We start from the raw sequence: 19,585 nt of genomic DNA on the forward strand, positions 1-19,585 counted from the left end.
CGAATCACAACTTCCAACGCCGAGCCGGTGGCACCTGTTTACACTCGGCGATCAGTACGTCGTATCGACTCGGATCGATTGCTCGACGGACCAGTTCGAAGTCGAATTTCCTGCGTCCCCGCTTGGTAAAGATGAGAACACAAGGGCGACTGCCGTATTCGAGTTCGCGGATCGACAGGCGAGCGGTAGCGTTACCGTTGAGCGTAAAAACTAGCGTGCGCGATTCCTGGGTGTCGACGTTATTCAAGTCGAGGTTGATGCTACTTCCGACCGGATTACCCAGCCCAAAGAATCTCCGCGCGGCGTCCAACGGTATCTGGACCTGACGTCCTTCCTCGCTTGTCTCTCTGGGCATGACTTCGAGGATCAATCTGGAGCCCCTCGGCTCGCCAGCCGCATTGGCCTTCGCATTGGACCTCTTGGCCGAAGCACCGCTTGTACGCTTCGACCAAGTGAAATCTCCGCCCAGGCCCGATGTCGCCCGTCGCTGTCCGTACTTTTCCTTCTCCTTCGCATAGCTCTTGATAAGCGCTGCCGTGACAGGATCGCTGGCCTTGTGGATTTCGTCATGCCATGTTTGCAGATGGGCATCGACATGGGCCAACGTCGTGACGGTTGCGAACTCGATGTTATTCCTCAGACCGTCTTCGGTCAGGTTGTTGCTCCCTGCCAGAATGGTGCTACCAGCCTTGCCGACGAACCAGATGACCTTGGGATGGAAGATGCCTTTGTAGTGGCGCATCAAGCGAACTTCGATTCCTTCGTCCTGCATGGCTTCGAGGGCTGCTACGTCAGTCAGTGCGTGGTCAGTTCCGATGTAGGCCGTAACAGCTCGGCCGTCCCGCGACTTGCGCCAATTTAGGATGCTCTTTCGAATCCGCTTCCATCCCGATTCTGTGGCTGCATAGAAGTACAGCCTCAGCTGAAGGGCCTGTTTGTCGGTTTCGCACATATGCTCGGCAGCAGCAAGAAAGTCGGTTACGGCCCATGCGGCGGCCCGCATGGTTGGTGCCGTCCGCGACAGGGCCGCCGATGTTTTAGGGACTTGGCTCACAGTACCTTGATCTCCGTACTTGGCGACAGCAGCCTGAAGATCTGCTCAATGTTGATCCTCACGGCACTGCTCCTTAGGCCGGAATCGCGACAGACAGCGCGCAGTGGCTTGTAGGCCGCTAGTTCCTTGATGAAAGACTCGTCGACGCCACCATCGTTGTCGAAGCAGCAGGCCAGCGCATCGCCATCGACGAAATAAACGTCCTTGCCCTGAATAATCTCTATCTCGATGGGCAGGGAGAGGTCCAGCCCCCAATCCAGCATCACCTGGAAAAGCAGGTCCTCGGGTGTGCGGTCGGGTTTGATGTTTTCGACGAGCAGGTCAAGATTTGCCTTATCCAGGGCGTCTGGTTGGTAGTAGACGTCGGCCATATTCGACGTATCGACCTTAAGCACACGGAAGCCAATGTCCCTGTCCCAGTCTTCATGGCACTGACTTCCCAGCGTCCGCTTACCGGCGCGGCGAATGCGTTCCTTGCTGATCTCTGCAATTGTTTGGTAACCGCCAGTAAATGCATCCGAGTTCGCCTCACACGGCTCGGGCAGCTGGACCATGATGAATCTACGGTTACCTCCATCTTCGGAATTCAGCTGAATCACGGCGTCGGCGGTTGAGCCCGATCCACAGAAGAAATCCATGACCAAGGCATCCTGATCATCGTACGTGACGGCACGGCACAGCACCCGAATCAAGCTTGAAGGCTTCGGGTTGTCGAACAGGGGTGCCCCGAAAAGGCTTTCCAGCTCAGCGGTTCCATCTTCGTTAGTGCCAACTTGATACGTTTCTGGCGAAAGGAGGTTGTGCATTTTCTTGACCTCTCCGCCTGCCTTTACATGGTTAGGCCTGAACGGCGCCTTCGAAATGGTGATCGTCTCGCCAGCACGAACTATCTCGTCGAGCCGGCTCTGGCTATACCTGAATTCACCTTCCAGCCGGAAGGCGTCGACGTTGCGGTAATCGCTCACGACGACCTTGTCGAGCAGGCGGGTGACAATGTTTCCCTCGCTCATATCCTGAGGTTCGAAGATTGCATCTTTTGACGCGAATCGGACAGCTCCTGCAGGAAATATAAGCGTCCCCAAAGAGTTACCGGCGTTGTTGACTGGATACTTTTTCCCGGCCGTTGTGACATCGACCGAAAAAGGTGGGGCGAGAGATCGGTTCCGCGCTACGCACACCACATACTCGAACATCGAGCCTACGTTAGCGTGTAGGAACGAAGGTTTCTTCTTGCGCTGGCGCAGGAAGGTAGTTACGAAGTTCTGTTCGCCAAAGACCTCCTTGGTCAGGCGCAGCAAATTATCGACCTCCTGTTCGCCTATGCTGATGAAGAGCAGGCCATCATCTGCTAGAAGGGTCCTAGCGAGCTTCAATCGGGGATAGATCATCGATAGCCAGTCCGAATGGAACCGGCCATTGGTGTCAGGGTTGGCGATCAGCCGATTCCCCTTGACATCCTTCTGATTGGATCTCCGGAGAAAGTCCTCTGTGTTTTCGGCAAAGTCGTCCTCGTAAATGAAGTCGTTCCCTGTGTTATATGGGGGATCGATGTAGATCATCTTGACCTTGCCCAGATACGTCTCCTGCAAGAGCTTCAACGCGTCGAGGTTGTCGCCTTCGATGAACAGGTTTTTGGTGGTATCAAAGTCCACGCTCTCATCGCGGCAAGGGCGCAGCGTTTTGGCAATGGGCGCGTTGGCCGTGAGCAAGGCTTCGCGTTTACCCGGCCAGTTCAGGTGGTAGCGCTCCTGCGGCCCTTCCACAATCGACTCGGCCAACTCTTGCCGCAACTGGTCAAAATCCACGGCTAACTTCACGCTGCCGTCCTCGCCCTTGGCTTCGGTGACGCAGCTCGGAAACAGATCACGAATACGGGCGATGTTGTCCTGCGTGAGATTGGGTGAATGCATTTTTAGCTTTTCCATGTTCTTTTCCTCTGGTCGCTGCGCTTCAGATATCAGGGTTCAGCGGCTCAATTGTTCAAGTTCAGATTTCAGTTGCCGCAAGGTCGCGTTGATCTCGACCTTGCGGTTAAATTGCTTTTCCTTAGCCAGTCTCGCCTGGGTCTTCTCGACTTCGCGGCGCTTGTTTGCCACCTGCTCGATACGCGCAATCCAGTCGGGCAAGGCCTCCTGTGGACGTGCTGGCAGCGGCATTAAGCCTTGCAGCAGAACGGAGTACAGGTGGGCCATGTCGAGGGCCACTGGCATAGCCGTACGGGCAGTTGCCGCAGGCATCCAGTCGCTGGTGAAGTAGCTGGACAGCACCCAGCGACTGGCATCGGCTTCGCTCGGGCGCTTGTAAGCCGCCACGACCTGCGTTTTCGCCTGATCGCCGTGGCCTTGGTTCAGTTCAAACAGGATCGGGAACTGCACCGCGCCATCAATGCAGCGGAGCACGTCTTCGTGTAGCTCGGTGGACTTGAGCTGGATGCTGAAGACCTGGATTTCCGGCACGCCGGGCCGCGCAGGCAGGTTGATCGTCTCCGGGGCGAGCTTGTACTGCCAGACGATCTGCTCGACCTGCTCTACGAACAGTTCCTTCAGCCGGGTGTTGGCCCCGCTGTGCTCATAGATTTTGTTCTTGGGCAGAACGCGCCCGAAAGCAGCTTGCTTGGGGTAGGCGATCAGCACTGTTCTTTTTGTGGTCGCTCCTTGACTCATCCAGCCTCCTGAATCACGAGGAAGGTGATCAGTTCGAAGTCGTCCAGCCCGGCGATGGTATTGACCAGCGCGGTGGTCTTGCCGCCGCTGAACAGGCTGTCCAGATCCTTCTCTTCCTTCACCTCGATCATGGAGCGAATGGTCTTGCCAAGCAGGTCCGAATACACCTGCATCTTGCGGCCATCGGCCGTTTCCTGATTGAAGCGCTGGCACACGTCGACAAACGGCTTGTCCTGGCCTTTGCAGCAGGTGCGTACCAGATCAAGCAGGCGCTTGACCTCAGTGTGGTCGTGAATGACCTCGCCCTCGCGGTTGATGTAGACGAGGTAGTACGGGTGCAGGCGGTTGTGCTGGTTGAGGGTGATCCCGGCGTTCCGATTGCGCAGCGTGAAGATCGCGCCCGGCCGTAGGCCCATCTCGAGTCTGGCGGGAACCACTGCGTGCATCCCGTTAGGCACATTGCTCAGTTCGCCGTGGGCTTTGACGTAGTTGAGCAAATCCATCCGGAAGTCGTTGAGGCCCAGGTCGGTGATCGAGACACCGGTCTTCAAATCCTCCAGCTCGATGACTTCCTCCTGCAGGCGACGCAGTTGCTCCTTGCGGTACGACACGTCGTTAGCCTGCGCAGACAGCACGTTGTCGTCACCTGTGGCGGTCACGTCGGCGATCATCATCCGGCTCTCGACGCGCTCTTTGAGGTTGATGTACTCGTCGAGCGAGATGTCGGGCCAGTAGTTGACCAGCTGGATGCTGCTATTGGGCGAGCCAATGCGATCAACCCGGCCAAAGCGCTGGATGATGCGCACCGGGTTCCAGTGGATGTCGTAGTTGATCAGGTAGTCGCAGTCCTGCAGGTTCTGGCCTTCGGAGATGCAATCGGTGCCGATCAGCAGATCCACCTCGTGCGGCTCGTCCGGCAGTACCACCGCCTTCTCTTTAGAACGAGGGGAAAACAGGGTGAGCAGCTCCTGGAAGTCATAGCTGCGCTTCTGAGTTTTGCTCTTGATGGTGGACTGCGGTGCCCCCTTGCCGGTGACCTTGGCCGTGTGGATGGCGAGCGTAGCCAGCAGCTCCGGCGCAAGGTTGGCGTACAGGTAATCAGCGGTGTCAGCAAAGGCTGTGAAGATCAGCACCTTCCCGTTCCCGGGGTTGATTGGGTTTGCAATCTTGCCGAGCAGTAGTGCTTTGAGGTGCTGCAACTTGGCGTCGTCCTGCGGCGTGATCTTGTTCATCGAAGCCAGCAAGGCATCGATGACCTGTAAGTCCACCTTCAGTTCGTGTTCCCAGGACGGCAAATCCATGTCGGCGAGGCTGATCTTGATCTTGCTGCCGATCTCGCCGCCCTCGTCGCCGGGCATTGGCAGCTCATCGTCCTCTGCATCCAGTCCTTCCAGCACTTCCGTGAGGTCGCCCACCGTGACCGCGCCGCCGGATTGATTGAACGCGGCGATCTTTGCGAGGGTGACTTCGTTGTTGGCCCGCAGCGATTGTAGTGTTAGCCGGAACGACTGCACCGAACTTTCAAGCCGTTTGAGCAGGTTGACCGTCATCAGGGCCTGCAGGCTCTTTTCGCGGTCGGCTTGGCGCAGCGTGCCCTTGCGGCCTACCTTGGTGTCGTAGATCTCCTCGTACTTTTTCAGACGGCTGGGCAGGATGTAGCTGATGGGCGCATACACGGCCAGCTTGAGCAGTGAGAGTTGCTCGAAAATTTCGTTGAAGCCCAACACGTCCGACCGCTCAGTCAACGGGCAGTGAAACGACAACGGTTTGCGGCGCTCCGGAAATTGACCGATGTCCTTGGTGTCGTAGAAGGTCTGGATGTGCTTACGCGAGCGTGCGATGGTGACGCTGTCGAGCAGCTCGAAGAAGTCGAAGTCCAGTGAGTCGAGGATCGCACGCGCGGTACGTTCTTCCGGGGGGAGCTTCGACCACGCATTGAAGGCTGCTTGTGCGCCTCGGAAAATCTCCTCAACGCTTCTGTCCGTGCGCAGTTTTTTTGTGAGGTTTTCGGAGTCGCCTTCGTAGGCCAGGGCCAGTTGGTTGCGCAAGTCGTTAAAGCGGTTGTTCACTGGCGTTGCCGACAACATCAGCACCTTGGTCTTGACCCCTTCTTGGATCACCTTGCGCATCAGCTTCTGGTAGCGGGTTTCCTTGTCCTTGTAGGCATCGTTGTTGCGGAAGTTGTGTGACTCATCGATGACGACGAGGTCGTAGTTGCCCCAGTTGATTCGGTTCAGCGGCGTACCGAAGGACTCGCCGCCGGTGCGGGACAGATCCGTGTGGCAGAGGACGTCGTAGTTGAACCGGTCGCGGGCGAAGATGTTGGTCTTAAGGTTGCGGTTGTAGTTCAGCCAGTTATCCGCCAGCTTCTTGGGGCAGAGCACCAGCACTGACCGGTTGCGCAGCTCGTAATACTTGATGACGGCCAGTGCGGTGAAGGTCTTGCCCAAGCCGACGCTGTCGGCAAGGATGCAGCCGCTGTAGGTTTCCAGCTTGTTGATGATCCCGGTGGCAGCATCCTTCTGGTAGTTAAAGAGCTTGTTCCAGATCAGGGTGTCCTGGTAGCCGGTGCGGTCGTTGGGCAGGACGTCTTCGTCGATGTCGTCTAGGAACTCGTTGAAGATGTTGTAGAGCATCAGGAAGTAGATGCTCTCGGGTGAGTTCTCTTGGTAGACCGAGGCGATGTGCTCGCAAATCTGCGCTGTCACGTCCTCGAGCTTTTCGGGGTCATTCCAGATCTGATCGAACAGGCTCAGGTACGTGGCAGCAAAGGGTGCCTCGTCCATCTTGTTGACGAGGTTGGATACCGCATTGCCTTGCTGGTACCCGAGATCGACAGCCGTGAACCCGTGCAGGGGCATGTAAGCCGTGTCGGTACCACCAGCCTGCACGCAGGCGAACTGCTGCATCGGCGCTTTAGTGCGGTTGCTCTTGAATTTGGCCTTGCGCCGTATCCACTCTGCGCACTCCTTGGCCACCGCCCGCTGGGTCAGCTTGTTGCGCAGTTGGATTTCAAACTCGCTGCCGTAGAGGCTGCGCTCCCGGTCGAGCTTGGGAATGTGGAATTCCTTTCGCTCTTTGCGAATCTTGTCGGTGACCTCGTTGCCAACAAAGGTGGGCGAGGTGAAGATGAAGTCCAGCTCGTCGATCTTTTCCAGCTCGGCTTTCAGCGCCTCGTAGGCGTACATCGAAAAGCACGAGGCCGCGACCTTCAGGCGCGCGCCTGGCCGGAGGGTCTTCTTGAGATCGTCGCCAAGCAACCGGCTGATGTTGTCGATCAGTTCCATCAGTTGCTTGCCCCCGAATCCTTGTTGGTCAGATTGGCGGCAATCCACTCATCCAGGTCGCTGCGGCGGAAGCGCCACGTGCCGCCCAGCTTGAAAGCGGGAAGCTTGCCTTCGGCCGCGAGGCGGTAGACGGTGCGCTTGCCAGCCTTCAAGTAGGCGGCCACCTCGTCCAGGGTCAGGATTTCACCTTCCGGATCTGCCATCGTCTCGCCTTTGCCGATGATGAATAGGGATTGCCAAGAGTTGCCAATTTTCCATACGACGGCGAACTAGACCAGAGGCTGGGCGAAGAAAAGAATGGCCAAATCGTTGAATCCACGCCCTCAAGGCCAAGGCGTTACCATCTGGCTCGGATTGCGGACGCGGGTTCGGTTCGTTGTTCCGCCACCAATGCCTTGATTGGATGTTCCTTCCAATCAACAAGATGGGCCACCCTCCGGGTGGCCTTTTTTGTTTGTGCGGATCGCATATGCATTCCGTTCCGGACGCAGCCCTCGTTCGTCGCTGCTGCTCCAGGGGATTGCCCCGACGTCGAGCTGGTCACTGTCGCCGTTGGGGAGACGAGGCGCGTGGAAGCGGACCTTGGCTGCGTCAGCTTGCTATGGTTGAAGGGCCGCCGGCTGGAGCGGCTCGCCAAGGAAACCCATGCGCCCGACAAAGATGTGTATCGCCGCAGTGCTTCTGGCCTTTTCCACCTCTGCCTTCGCCGGGCAGGGCGAGGTGTGCTCCTCGAAGCCCGTAACCAAGGATGGCACCCTTTCCGACAGCACCGTATTCGAGTGCAAGACCGCAGGTCCGGTAACCATTCCACAGCTCTACGCTGCCGGCTGGAGGGTGGTCAGCATCATGCCGCAGGCCTCTTTGGGCGCAGACCCCGGGGCCGGGCTGCCGCGGACCAGTCACTCCTGGACGATGGTGGTGGAGCGCGACTGATTCGAAGCGGCTGGGGACTGGCCCTGGTCTTCCCGGGGCGGTTGCCGACAGCGCTGCAGGACCCAGAAAAAAAGCCGGGAGCAATGGCTCCCGGCTTTTTTGTTTCGATCGCCGCTGCTCAGGCGTCGCGGTTGTGGCGGCGCATCAGGCGCTGCTTGTCGCGTGCCCAGTCGCGGTCCTTAGCGGCGTCACGCTTGTCGTGGGTCTGCTTGCCCTTGGCCAGCGCGATCTCGATCTTGATCTTGTTCTTGCTCCAGTACATCGCCGTGGGAACGATGGTGTAGCCATCGCGCTCGACCGCGCCGATCAGCTTGTCGATCTCGCTACGGTGGAGCAGCAGCTTGCGCTGGCGGCGGTCCTCGGGGACCACGTGGGTCGAGGCCTGGATCAACGGGGTGATCTGCGCGCCGATCAGGTAGATCTCGCCATCCTTTACGTAGGCGTAGGCGTCGGTCATGTTGCCGCGGCCGGCACGGATGGCCTTGACCTCCCATCCCTGCAGCACCAGGCCAGCCTCGAAGCGCTGTTCCAGGTGGTACTCGTGGCGCGCACGCTTGTTCAGCGCGATGGTTTTACTGGCCGTCGCGCTCTTTGCTTTATCCTTGCCGGGTTTCTTGCTCATCGCCGTATTGTCTCCGATTCCGGTCAATCCCGGATGATCCTTTCGCTTCCCGGTACCCAATGCCCACCATCAGCCGCAGCGCGCTGGTCGAACACTCCGCCTCGCGCATGTTCGACCTGGTCAATGACGTAGATGCCTATCCCCGCCGCTTCCGGTGGTGCGACAAGGCCACGATCGTGGAGCAGGGGGCAGACCGCCTCGTTGCCCGCCTTGACCTGGGGCTGGGCTCGTTCCGCACCTGGTTCATGACCGAGAACACCCTGGAGCGGCCGCGCAGCATTGATATGAAGCTGCGCGATGGCCCGTTCAGGAGCCTGCACGGCCGCTGGGAGTTCCATGCGCTGGCCGAGGATGCCTGCAAGGTGAGCCTGACGATGGAGTTCGAACCTACCTCGCGCCTGCTGGCGCCGGCGCTGGCGCTGGGCTTCCAGGGGCTGGCCGACCGCATGGTCAACGATTTCGTGCGCGTGGCTGACCAGGAGGCCTGAGCGCGATGCGGGTCGAAGTCGTGATGGCGTGGCCGGACCACTACCAGGTGCAGTGGCTGGAGCTGGCAGAGGGGGCGACCGTTGAACAGGCGCTGCCCCGGGTCACGCTCGAAGGCGCGGCGCAAGCGCCGGCCTGCGCGGTACACGGCGTGCTGGCAAACGCAAAGACGGTGCTGCGCGATGGCGACCGGCTGGAATTGCTGCGTCCGCTATTGGCCGATCCGAAGGACAACCGCCGCCGGCGGGCGCGCGGCGGCGAGTGAGCCGGGCCGCCATCAGCGGCCGCGGTTCTTCTTCTTGTCGCGGGCCAGGTTGCGGCCGAACTGGCGCACGGCCGAAGCGGCCAGCTGCGCATCCTGGTCCGGGAAGTACTCGCCTTCCCAACGGGCAACCTGGTCGTTCTCGAAGAACACGGTGAAGTTCTTGATCTCGGTCTGGCCCAGCCGGTTGACGCGCTTGCTGGCGGTGTAGTCCCAGCGCTGGGCGTGGAACGGATCCGGTACCGACGGGGTGCCGAGCAGGGCGTTGACCTGCTGCTTGCTCTGCCCGACCTGAAGCTGCTGGACGGACTGCTCCCGGATCAGGTTGCCCTGGTAGATGGGCTGCTTGTAGATGATGCCGCAGCCGGTGGTGGACAGGGCAACAACGGCGATCAACAGGAGATTGCGCATCGGGAATCGCGGGTTGGGAAATCACGTCGATGATACACTCCCGGCCACCCGCCGCCACCGCACCGGAGGCAACTGGCGTAACACCGCCAATCGAGACGATGGCCATGGAATCCCACGATCTGCGCAAAGTCGGCCTGAAGGTCACCCATCCGCGCATGCGCATCCTGGCGTTGCTGGAGCAGCGCAGCCCCCACCACCACATGACCGCCGAGGCCATCTACCGCCAGCTGCTCGAGCATGGCGACGAGATCGGCCTGGCCACGGTGTACCGGGTGCTGACCCAGTTCGAGGCGGCCGGCCTGGTGCTCAAGCACAACTTCGAGGGCGGCCAGGCGGTGTACGAGCTGGACCGCGGCGGCCACCACGACCACATGGTCGACGTGGACACCGGCCACGTCATCGAGTTCGAGAGCGCCGAGATCGAGGAGCTGCAGCGCAAGATCGCCGCTGAACACGGGTACGAGCTGGAAGAGCACTCGCTGGTGCTGTACGTGCGCAAGAAACGCGCCTGACCGACCCGCAAGACCACAGCAGAACGGCGCCTTTCGGCGCCGTTTTGCGTTGCGGCCGGGGCAGGGCGGTCAGACCGCCTGCATCAGCTTGCGGGCCGCGGCCCGGGCTTCCTTGCTGACCTCCACGCCGCCGAGCATGCGGGCCAGTTCTTCCTCGCGCTGGCGGGTGTCCAGCAGTTCCACCGCGCTCTGGGTCATGCCCTCGACCGGGGCCTTGCTGACCCGGTAGTGGGCGTGGCCCTTGGAGGCCACCTGCGGCAGGTGGGTCACGCACAGCACCTGGCGTTTCTCGCCCAGTGCGCGCAGCTTCTGGCCGACGATGTCGGCCACGGCGCCGCCGATGCCCGAATCCACTTCGTCGAACACCATGGTCGGGACTGCGTCCAGGCCCAGCGCGGCAACCTCGATGGCCAGCGAAATGCGCGACAGCTCGCCACCGGAAGCGACCTTGCGCAGGGCGCGCGGCGGCTGGCCAGCATTGGCGGCGACCAGGAATTCCACCCGCTCGCTGCCGTTGGGGTCCGGGCGCAGCGCCGGCTGCGGCTCGATCTCGATCAGGAACTGGCCGCCGCCCATGCCCAGCTCGCCGATCAGGGCGGTGGTGGTGGACGACAGCGAGTCGGCGGCCTTGCGGCGGGTGGCACCGAGGGTGTCGGCGGCCTGCTGCCAGACGGCGGCGGCCTTGTCGATTTCACCGGCCAGCTTCTGCAGGCGTTCGTCGGCACCGCGCAGCTGCTCGACCTCGGCGGCCAGCGCGTCGCGGTGCTGGCCCAGTTCGTCCATCGGCACGCGGTGCTTGCGGGCCAGGTCGTGCAGGCGACCGAGCCGGCGTTCGATGTCCTCGAACTGCTGCGGATCGGCATCCAGGTCGTCGCGGATCCGGTCCAGCAGGACCAGCGCCTCGTGCAGCTGGATGGCGGCGCTGTCGAGCAGGGTGTCAACCTCGCCCAGGCGCGGATCGTGCTCGCTGACCCGGCCCAGTTCGTGGCGAATGCCCTGCAGTGACTGCAGCACCGAGCTGCCGTCATCGCCATTGAGCTGGGCGGTGGCCAGTTCGCAGGCGCTGATCAGCGCGCTGGCGTGGGCCTGGCGGCGGTGGCTCGTGCCCAGGGCGGCAATGGATTCGGGCTCCAGGTCCTCGCGCTCGAGCTCCTGCAGCTGGTGCTCGAGGAAACCGATGCGGTCGGAGACATCGCCCTGGCGGGACAGGGCGTCACGCTCGTCCAGCAGCGCCTGCCAGCGGGTGGCGGCGCGGCGCACTGCCTCGCGCTCGGCGTCATTGCGGGCGTAGGCATCGAGCAGGGCCAGCTGGCTGGGGCGCGACAGCAGCGCCTGCTGCTCGTGCTGGCCATGGATCTCGACCAGCATCGAGGCCAGCTCGGACAGCTGGCCCAAGGTGGCCGGGCGACCATTGATGAAGGCGCGCGAGCCCCCGTCGGCACGGATCACCCGACGCAACTGGCACTGGTCCTCGTCGTCGAGTTCGTTGTCGCGCAGCCACTGCCGCGCCGGGGCCTGTTCATCCAGCGCGAACTCGGCGGCCAGCTCGGCGCGGGCGGCGCCGTGGCGGACCACGCCGCTGTCGGCGCGCAGCCCGGACAGGAAGCCCAGCGCGTCCACCATCAGCGACTTGCCGGCGCCGGTCTCGCCCGAAACCACGGTCATGCCCGGCCCGAACTCCAGTTCGGTGGCGCGGACAACTGCAAAATCCTTGATGGAGAGATGTCTGAGCATGGTCTGCGGGGGATTGAGGCCGCGCAAAGCTAGCATGCGCGGCAGGGTGGTCCAATGGCTTGTCTTTGGCGGGCCACTGGCATTATCTGCAAGCCAATCTCACCGCCTGCGCCATGAGCCGTCCGTCTTCCGCCACGTCCACCTTGACCCCCCGCGCGCGGCAGCTACTGCGCACGCTGATCTCGCGCTACATCAGTGACGGCGAACCGGTGGGTTCGCAGACCCTGGCCCGGCACGCGGGGCTGGATGTCAGCCCGGCCACGATCCGCAACATCCTCGGCGACCTGGAGGAGCAGGGGCTGCTGAGCTCGCCGCACACTTCGGCCGGACGGGTGCCGACCGCCCAGGGCTACCGGGTCTTCGTCGACAGCCTGGTGCAGATGCGGCCGCCCGGCGAGCAGGAGGTCACCCGCCTGCGCAGCGAGCTGGCCAGCGGCAGCGGTACCCAGCACCTGCTGGGCAATGCGTCGGAAATGCTGTCGGCGATGACCCATTTCGTGGGAATGGTCAGTGCGCCACGCCGGGAGCAGTTCGCGTTCCGCCATATCGATTTCGTGCCGCTCGAACCGCAGCGGATCCTGGCGATCCTGGTATTCGCCGACCACGAGGTACAGAACCGCGTCATCGTGCCGCGCAGGGCCTACCGTCCGGACGAGCTGGAGCGGGTGGCCAACTACCTCAATGCCCATTTCGCCGGGCGGCCGCTGGCCGAGATCCGGACCCGCCTGCTGCAGGAGCTGCGCAGCGCCCAGGCCGAGATGGAGCAGCTGCTGGCGCACAGCGTGGAACTGGCCGGCGAGGCGCTGGCCCCGGCCGAGGATGACGTGCTGCTCAGCGGCCAGACCCGGCTGATGGGGGTGCAGGACCTGTCCGACCTGGACCGGCTGCGCGAGCTGTTCGAACTGTTCGCCAGCAAGCGCGAGATCCTGCAGCTGCTCGAGCGCACCATCCAGGCCCCGGGCATGCGGGTGTTCATCGGCGAGGAAACCGGGCTGGTGCCGCTGCAGGATGTCTCGCTGGTCACCGCTCCCTATGTGGCCGGTGGCCAGGTGCTGGGCGTGCTGGGCGTGATCGGACCCAAGCGCATGGCCTACGACCGTGTGATCCCGCTGGTGCAGACCGCGGCCGAGGTGCTGGGCGAGGCGCTGCGGCCGCCAGGTGGCAACGAAGACGATCCGGTGGCTTGAATCCGTCCGGTCCGCCCACATACGGGGTCGGAGTAGGCGGGCATCTTCCGCCAGGGAACCGGAAATGAACCAAGAGCACCCCGAATTCGACGCAGAAAACAACGCCCCCGCGCAGGAATCCGTGGACCCGATGCAGGCGCAGATCGAGGCGCTCCGGAGCGAACTGGAGCTGCTGAAGGCCGAGTCCCTGCGCGAGCGCGCGGACCTGGACAACCAGCGCAAGCGCGTTGCGCGCGATATCGAGAACGCGCGCAAGTTCGCCAACGAGAAGCTTCTCGGTGAGCTGCTGCCGGTGTTCGACAGCCTGGATGCCGGCCTGCAGGCCGCCGGGGCCGAACCCTCGCCGCTGCGCGACGGCCTGGAGCTGACCTACAAGCAGCTGCTCAAGGTCGCCGCCGACAACGGCCTGGTCCTGCTGGACCCGAGCGGCCAGGTGTTCAATCCCGAACACCACCAGGCCATCAGCCAGGTCGAAGCCGAGGGCGTGGCCCCGGGCCACGTCGTCACCGTGTTCCAGAAGGGCTACCTGCTCAACGGCCGCCTGCTGCGCCCCGCCCTGGTGGTGGTCCGCGCCGAGTGATTCGCTCGCCGGCTGCCGGCTTAACGCCGGTGGCCGGTGGCACACAGCGTCACGGGGATGGCTTGAATGTCACACCGCCATCCCCACATCCCCTCCATAACCCGGCGCGTGCCGGACTGCATACGCATCTTTTAGGAGTTCCCTCATGGGTAAGATCATCGGTATCGACCTCGGCACCACCAACTCGTGCGTGGCGATCATGGACGGCGGCAAGGCCCGCGTCATCGAGAATTCGGAAGGCGACCGCACCACGCCTTCCATCGTCGCCTACACCAAGGACGGCGAAGTACTGGTGGGCGCCTCGGCCAAGCGCCAGGCGGTGACCAACCCGAAGAACACCTTCTACGCCGTCAAGCGCCTGATCGGCCGCAAGTTCACCGACGCCGAAGTGCAGAAGGACATCTCCCACGTCCCGTACGGCATCCTGGCCCATGACAATGGCGACGCCTGGGTGCAGAGCAGCGACGGCAGGAAGATGGCGCCGCAGGAAATCTCCGCGCGCGTGCTGGAGAAGATGAAGAAGACCGCCGAGGATTTCCTGGGCGAGAAGGTCACCGAAGCGGTCATCACCGTGCCGGCCTACTTCAACGACAGCCAGCGCCAGGCGACCAAGGATGCCGGCCGTATCGCCGGCCTGGACGTCAAGCGCATCATCAACGAGCCGACCGCCGCGGCCCTGGCCTACGGCCTGGACAAGGGTGACAACAAGGACCGCAAGGTCGTGGTGTATGACCTGGGCGGCGGCACCTTCGACGTGTCGATCATCGAGATCGCCAACGTCGACGGCGAGAAGCAGTTCGAGGTGCTGGCCACCAACGGCGACACCTTCCTGGGTGGCGAGGACTTCGACAACCGCGTCATCGAGTACCTGGTGGAAGAGTTCCAGAAGGACCAGGGCATCGACCTGCGCAAGGATCCGCTGGCCCTGCAGCGCCTGAAGGACGCCGCCGAGCGCGCCAAGATCGAGCTGTCGTCCTCGCAGCAGACCGAAGTCAACCTGCCGTACGTCACTGCTGATGCCACCGGTCCGAAGCACCTGAACATCAAGCTGACCCGCGCCAAGCTCGAAGCCCTGGTCGAGGACCTGATCAAGCGTTCGATCGAGCCGTGCCGCATCGCGCTGAACGATGCCGGCCTGCGTTCGAGCGACATCAGCGAAGTGATCCTGGTCGGTGGCCAGACCCGCATGCCGAAGGTGCAGCAGGCGGTGTCGGAGTTCTTCGGCCGCGAGCCGCGCAAGGACGTCAACCCGGACGAGGCCGTGGCGCTGGGCGCCGCGATCCAGGGCGGCGTGCTGGGCGGCGACGTCAAGGACGTGCTGCTGCTGGACGTGACCCCGCTGTCGCTGGGCATCGAGACCCTGGGCGGCGTGTTCACCAAGATCATCGAGAAGAACACCACCATCCCGACCAAGGCTTCGCAGGTATTCTCCACCGCCGAGGACAACCAGTCGGCCGTAACCGTGCATGTGCTGCAGGGTGAGCGCGAACAGGCCCGCTACAACAAGTCGCTGGCCAAGTTCGACCTGTCCGGCATCGAGCCGGCCCCGCGCGGTCTGCCGCAGGTGGAGGTGTCCTTCGACATCGACGCCAACGGCATCCTGCACGTGTCTGCCAAGGACAAGAAGACCAACAAGGAACAGAAGGTCGAGATCAAGGCCGGTTCGGGCCTGAGCGAGGAAGAGATCGCGCGCATGGTGGCCGACGCCGAGGCCAACCGCGAGGAAGACAAGAAGTTCCAGGAGCTGGTGACCGCCCGCAACCAGGCCGATGCCCTGATCCACGGCACCCGCACCGCCATCACCGAGCATGGCAGCAAGGTCGGCGGCGATGTGATCGGCAAGGTCGAGTCGGCGCTGGCCGAGCTGGAAACCGCGATGAAGGGTGACGACAAGGCCCAGATCGAGGCCAAGTCCAAGGCCCTGGAGGAAGCCGGCCAGTCGCTGTACGCGGCGGCTGCGGCGGCCGAGCAGGGTGGTGGCAGCGCTGGTGGCGACGCTGGCGCCGGTGCCGGCGGCAACGACGACGTCGTCGATGCCGAGTTCACCGAAGTAAAGGACGACAAGAAGTAAGTCCTGATCCGGACGGGCACGGGACCGCTGGCCGGTCCCGTGCCTGCCGCATGTCCTGGCAGCCATTCGGTCTGTCGGGGCGCCCGACGCAGCGGGCCATGCGCTCGCTGCGGCCCGCCGAATCCCGACATTCCGGATATCGATCCACCCAATGAGCAAGCGCGATTACTACGAGGTACTGGGCGTTTCCCGTACCGCCAGCGACGAAGAGCTGAAGAAGGCCTACCGTCGCAGTGCGATGAAGCACCACCCGGACCGCAACCCGGGTGACGCCGCGGCCGAAGCGGCGTTCAAGGAGTGCAAGGAGGCCTACGAGGTCCTGTCCGACGCCAACAAGCGGCGAATGTACGACGCCCACGGCCACGCCGCGTTCGAGCACGGCATGGGCGGCATGGGCGGCGGCGCCGGCGGCCCGGACATGAACGACATCTTCGGCGACATCTTCGGCAACATCTTCGGTGGCGGCGGTCCGCGCCAGGCCCGTCGCGGTGCCGACATCGGCTACGTGATGGAGCTGGACCTGGAAGAGGCCGTTGCCGGCGTCGAACGTCGCATTGAGATCCCGACCCTGGCCGAGTGTGGCGACTGCCACGGCAGCGGCTCGGAGGACGGCAAGGTCGAGACCTGCAACGTCTGCCATGGCCGCGGCCAGGTCCGCATCCAGCGCGGCATCTTCGCCATGCAGCAGGCCTGCCACAACTGCGGCGGCCGCGGGCAGATCATCGCCAGGCCGTGCGGTACCTGCCATGGCAATGGCCGCGTGGAAGAAGCGAAGGTGCTGTCAGTCAAGGTCCCGGCCGGTGTGGATACCGGTGACCGCATCCGCCTGTCGGGCGAGGGCGAGGCCGGTCCGGCCGGCACGCCCCCGGGGGACCTTTACGTGGAAGTGCGGGTGCGCGAGCACGCGATCTTCCAGCGTGACGGCGACGACCTGCACTGCGAGGTGCCGATCCGCATTTCGCAGGCGGCGCTGGGCGACACCGTGCGCGTGGCCACCCTGGGCGGCGAGGCGGAAATCCGCATCCCGGCAGAGACCCAGACCGGCAAGCTGTTCCGCCTGCGTGGCAAGGGCGTGCGTTCGGTGCGCAGCCGCAGCGAGGGCGACCTGTACTGCCGCGTGGTGGTGGAGACCCCGATCAACCTGACTGCCGAACAGCGCAAGCTGCTGGAGCAGTTCGAGGCGACGTTCACCGGCGAAGGCGCGCGCAAGCATTCGCCCAAGTCGGCGACCTTCGTCGATGGCATCAAGGGTTTCTGGGAGCGGATGAAGCCCTGAGGGCCTGGTTCTCCGGAAAGAAGACAAAAGCCGCGGCAGTGCCGCGGCTTTTTTTATCGCTCCAGCCCGGGCTGGGGTAGTCTGTCGGCGATGTCGAAGATCGCCAGTGCGACATGTCCGGACAGAACCATCGCCAGGGTGACCCCGGCCATCGTAAGGAGGCCGGACATGGAGGCCGGCACGAGGCCTTCAATGGAGATTGTCCTGCTGAGCGAGAAGTACAGGGCCGCCAGCAGGATCAGCAGCGCGGTGGCGATCAGGGTCGCCCAGCCCAGCTTGATGAAGATCTTCGCGACCAGTCGGCCGGTACGGTAACGGGTGAGCATCACTTCCTCCGGATGGTGGCTGGCGATTGTGGCAAATCGGGCGACACCGTTCCACGCAACGGCAACCCGGCCGCCGCGGCCCGCAACCTGCCGGCGCTAGAATGCGGCGATGAACAGCCCCACAGACAGTCACCTGGTCCACGGCCGCCGCGTGCGCCCGCAAGGCCCTTCGCCGGTGGATGTAATCACCGTCCAGTCGCAGCTGGTCTACGGCCACGCCGGCAACAGCGCGGCGGTGCCGCCGCTGCGGGCGCTGGGCCTGCGCGTGGCAGAGGTGCCGACCACGCTGCTGAGCAATTCGCCGTTCTATTCGACGATGCGCGGGCGCATGCTTCCGGCCGACTGGCTGGGCGAGCTGCTGCTGGGCCTGAGCGAGCGCGGCGTGCCGCAGCGCGCACAGGCCGTGGTGTCCGGGTACTTCGGCACCGTGGAGAACGGCGAGGTGTTTGCCGACTGGATCGACTCCATCCAGCCGCAGGCGCCACAGCTGGCCTACTGGCTGGACCCGGTCATTGGCGACACCCACACCGGTCCTTACGTCGAGCCCGCGCTGGAGACCGTGTTCCGCGAGCGCCTGCTGCCGCGCGCGCATGTGGTCACGCCCAACGCCTTCGAACTGGGGCGGTTGACCGGTCGCCCGGCGCTGGCCCAGGACGATGCCATCGTTGCCGCCCGCGAACTGCTCGAGCGCGGCCCGCGCTGGGTGATCGCGCACAGTGTCGAGGGTGGCCCAGGCGAGCTGGTGACGCTGGCCGTCAGCCGCGGCGAGGTATGGCGCTGGAGCTCCGAGCACCTGCCGGTGGACGTGGCCGGCACCGGAGACGTGCTGCTGTCGCTGGCCTTGGCCTATGTGCTGCGTGGCGAGCCGATGCAGCTTGCCGTGAGCCGGGCGATTGCCGGCGTGCATGCGGCGCTGGAGGCCACGCTGGCGGCCGACGTCGAGGAACTGGACGTGCTGTCGGCTGCGCCGGCAGCCCAGCTGCCGCCCGGCCGTTTCCGCGGCCAGCGCCTGGCATGACGCCGGCCCGGCCCGTCGTCGGCATCGTCGGCTCGGCCGGCGGCTATGGCCGCTGGCTGGCCCGCTTCTTCCGCGAGCGGATGCAGCTGGAGGTCCTGGGCCACGATCCGGCCGATGCCACGTCCTCCTGCCCCGACGAGGTGCTGGCAAGGGCCGACGTGCTGGTCTTCAGCGTGCCGATCCGCCACACCCCGGCGGTGATCGAACGATGGACGACGCTGGCGGCCGGCCGCGAGGCTGGCCAGCTATGGCTGGACATCACCTCGGTGAAGGAAGCGCCGGTCGCGGCAATGCTCGCATCGCGCGCCGAAGTGGCCGGCCTGCATCCGATGTGCGCACCGCCCAAGGCGCCGACCCTGCGCGGCCGCGCGATGGTGGTCTGCGCCGCGCGCCTGCAGCAGTGGCAGCCGTGGTTCGACGAACTGTGCCGGTCGCTCGAAGCGCAGTGCGTGGCCAGCAATGCCCGCCACCATGACCAGGTGATGGCGCTGGTGCAGGCGATGGTCCATGCCGGTGCACTGGCCCAGGCGGGCGTGCTGCGCGACTACGTCCCCGAGCTGGGCCCGCTGGAATCACTGATGCCGTTCCGCTCCACCGGCTTCGAGCTGGACATGGCGGTGGTGGCGCGCATCCTGGCGCTCAACCCGGCGATCTACGAGGACATCCAGTTCGGCAATCCCTACGTGGCGCCGATGCTGGCGCGCTTTGCCGATGCGCTGAAGGAACTGCATGGGCTGGTGGTGCAGGGCGACGACGCGGCGCGTGCGTGTTTCCGCGAAGGGTTCCTGGCCGCCAACCGCCGGCTGCTCGGCGAGTCGTGGGTGGAAGAGGGCAATTACAGCTTCGAGCGACTGGGCTACCTGCTGGCCGACCTGGCCGAGGCCACCGCGCTGAGCATCCATCTGCCCGATGATCGCCCCGGTGCGCTGCGCGAACTGCTGCAGGTGTTCGAGCAGCACGGGGTCAACCTGGCCTCGATCCATTCCTCGCGCACGCCAGCTGGCGAGGTGCATTTCCGCATCGGGTTCGAGCCGGGCCTGCCGGCGGACGTACTCGGACACCTCGTGGCCGAGGTCAATGGCCGCGGCATCGGCCGGGTGCTGTCGCGCTGAGTGCCATTCCATCCACAGCGTGTGTGGATGGAAGGCGCACAAACATGTGGA

The 19,585-nt window shown here is 63.8% G+C and carries 19 protein-coding genes; 10 read left to right on the top strand and 9 right to left on the bottom strand.

Features of this window, described 5'->3' with window-relative positions; translation table 11 throughout:
• Window positions 1-4: 4 nt before the first annotated feature.
• Genes LG380_RS03450 through LG380_RS03470 form a run of 5 tightly spaced genes read right to left on the bottom strand, consistent with a single transcriptional unit; the run spans window position 5 to window position 7,207 of the window.
• Window positions 5-1,054, bottom strand: coding sequence for a phospholipase D family protein (locus tag LG380_RS03450; RefSeq protein WP_225763620.1), 1,050 nt, complete (start codon window positions 1,052-1,054; stop codon window positions 5-7).
• Window positions 1,051-2,979, bottom strand: coding sequence for a site-specific DNA-methyltransferase (locus LG380_RS03455; RefSeq protein ID WP_225763621.1), 1,929 nt, complete (start codon window positions 2,977-2,979; stop codon window positions 1,051-1,053). Before LG380_RS03455 ends, LG380_RS03450 begins: the two co-directional genes overlap by 4 nt.
• A 39-nt stretch (window positions 2,980-3,018) precedes the next feature.
• Window positions 3,019-3,687 (bottom strand): DUF4391 domain-containing protein, encoded by a 669-nt coding sequence (locus tag LG380_RS03460; protein WP_225763622.1) that lies wholly within the window; start codon window positions 3,685-3,687, stop codon window positions 3,019-3,021.
• Window positions 3,688-3,713: 26 nt separating this feature from the next.
• Window positions 3,714-7,004, bottom strand: coding sequence for an SNF2-related protein (locus LG380_RS03465; protein ID WP_225763623.1), 3,291 nt, complete (start codon window positions 7,002-7,004; stop codon window positions 3,714-3,716).
• Window positions 7,004-7,207, bottom strand: coding sequence for a helix-turn-helix domain-containing protein (locus LG380_RS03470; protein WP_105761352.1), 204 nt, complete (start codon window positions 7,205-7,207; stop codon window positions 7,004-7,006). The genes LG380_RS03465 and LG380_RS03470 overlap by 1 nt, the downstream gene beginning before the upstream one ends.
• Before the next feature lie 442 nt (window positions 7,208-7,649).
• Between LG380_RS03470 and LG380_RS03475 the strand changes: the two genes are divergently transcribed.
• Window positions 7,650-7,937 (top strand): hypothetical protein, encoded by a 288-nt coding sequence (locus LG380_RS03475; protein WP_225763624.1) that lies wholly within the window; start codon window positions 7,650-7,652, stop codon window positions 7,935-7,937.
• A gap of 118 nt (window positions 7,938-8,055) precedes the next feature.
• Here the strand turns inward: LG380_RS03475 and smpB are convergent, their stop codons facing one another.
• Window positions 8,056-8,559 (bottom strand): SsrA-binding protein SmpB, encoded by a 504-nt coding sequence (gene smpB, locus LG380_RS03480; RefSeq protein WP_225763625.1) that lies wholly within the window; start codon window positions 8,557-8,559, stop codon window positions 8,056-8,058.
• A gap of 59 nt (window positions 8,560-8,618) precedes the next feature.
• Between smpB and LG380_RS03485 the strand changes: the two genes are divergently transcribed.
• Together LG380_RS03485 and LG380_RS03490 are read left to right on the top strand one after the other, a co-directional pair.
• Window positions 8,619-9,047, top strand: a complete 429-nt coding sequence (locus LG380_RS03485) for a type II toxin-antitoxin system RatA family toxin (protein WP_225763626.1) — start codon at window positions 8,619-8,621, stop codon at window positions 9,045-9,047.
• A 5-nt stretch (window positions 9,048-9,052) separates the two neighbouring features.
• Window positions 9,053-9,310: an RnfH family protein gene (locus LG380_RS03490; RefSeq protein ID WP_225763627.1), complete on the top strand. Its 258-nt coding sequence runs from the start codon at window positions 9,053-9,055 to the stop codon at window positions 9,308-9,310.
• 12 nt (window positions 9,311-9,322) lie between these two features.
• Here the strand turns inward: LG380_RS03490 and bamE are convergent, their stop codons facing one another.
• On the bottom strand, window positions 9,323-9,718 hold the full coding sequence (gene bamE / locus LG380_RS03495) for an outer membrane protein assembly factor BamE (RefSeq protein WP_225763628.1): 396 nt from the start codon (window positions 9,716-9,718) through the stop codon (window positions 9,323-9,325).
• Between the two features lie 104 nt (window positions 9,719-9,822).
• On the opposite strand from bamE, the gene fur reads away from it, so the two are divergent.
• Window positions 9,823-10,230, top strand: coding sequence for a ferric iron uptake transcriptional regulator (fur, locus tag LG380_RS03500; protein WP_225763629.1), 408 nt, complete (start codon window positions 9,823-9,825; stop codon window positions 10,228-10,230).
• 69 nt (window positions 10,231-10,299) lie between these two features.
• Here fur and recN read toward each other — a convergent pair whose 3' ends face one another.
• Entirely contained in the window at window positions 10,300-11,964 is a 1,665-nt protein-coding gene (gene recN / locus LG380_RS03505; protein ID WP_225766432.1) for a DNA repair protein RecN, read from the bottom strand.
• Between the two features lie 113 nt (window positions 11,965-12,077).
• On the opposite strand from recN, the gene hrcA reads away from it, so the two are divergent.
• From hrcA to dnaJ, 4 genes are all read left to right on the top strand, one after another.
• Window positions 12,078-13,151 carry a heat-inducible transcriptional repressor HrcA gene (hrcA, locus tag LG380_RS03510; protein WP_225763630.1) on the top strand — a complete coding sequence of 358 codons (1,074 nt, stop codon included), beginning with the start codon at window positions 12,078-12,080 and terminating at the stop codon, window positions 13,149-13,151.
• A gap of 64 nt (window positions 13,152-13,215) precedes the next feature.
• A complete protein-coding gene (gene grpE / locus LG380_RS03515) occupies window positions 13,216-13,731 on the top strand; it encodes a nucleotide exchange factor GrpE (RefSeq protein WP_225763631.1) in 516 nt (171 codons plus the stop codon).
• A 145-nt stretch (window positions 13,732-13,876) separates the two neighbouring features.
• Window positions 13,877-15,802: a molecular chaperone DnaK gene (gene dnaK / locus LG380_RS03520; RefSeq protein WP_225763632.1), complete on the top strand. Its 1,926-nt coding sequence runs from the start codon at window positions 13,877-13,879 to the stop codon at window positions 15,800-15,802.
• A gap of 151 nt (window positions 15,803-15,953) precedes the next feature.
• On the top strand, window positions 15,954-17,078 hold the full coding sequence (gene dnaJ, locus LG380_RS03525; RefSeq protein WP_225763633.1) for a molecular chaperone DnaJ: 1,125 nt from the start codon (window positions 15,954-15,956) through the stop codon (window positions 17,076-17,078).
• Window positions 17,079-17,131: 53 nt separating this feature from the next.
• Here the strand turns inward: dnaJ and LG380_RS03530 are convergent, their stop codons facing one another.
• Entirely contained in the window at window positions 17,132-17,404 is a 273-nt protein-coding gene (locus LG380_RS03530; RefSeq protein WP_225763634.1) for a hypothetical protein, read from the bottom strand.
• 109 nt (window positions 17,405-17,513) lie between these two features.
• On the opposite strand from LG380_RS03530, the gene pdxY reads away from it, so the two are divergent.
• The gene (gene pdxY / locus LG380_RS03535; RefSeq protein ID WP_225763635.1) at window positions 17,514-18,422 is read left to right on the top strand and encodes a pyridoxal kinase; all 909 of its coding nucleotides are present in this window, start codon (window positions 17,514-17,516) and stop codon (window positions 18,420-18,422) included.
• The gene (locus tag LG380_RS03540; RefSeq protein ID WP_225763636.1) at window positions 18,419-19,534 is read left to right on the top strand and encodes a prephenate dehydrogenase; all 1,116 of its coding nucleotides are present in this window, start codon (window positions 18,419-18,421) and stop codon (window positions 19,532-19,534) included. The genes pdxY and LG380_RS03540 overlap by 4 nt, the downstream gene beginning before the upstream one ends.
• Window positions 19,535-19,585: the final 51 nt, after the last annotated feature.

This window comes from Stenotrophomonas sp. Marseille-Q4652 (assembly GCF_916618915.1).
Taxonomy (GTDB): domain Bacteria; phylum Pseudomonadota; class Gammaproteobacteria; order Xanthomonadales; family Xanthomonadaceae; genus Stenotrophomonas.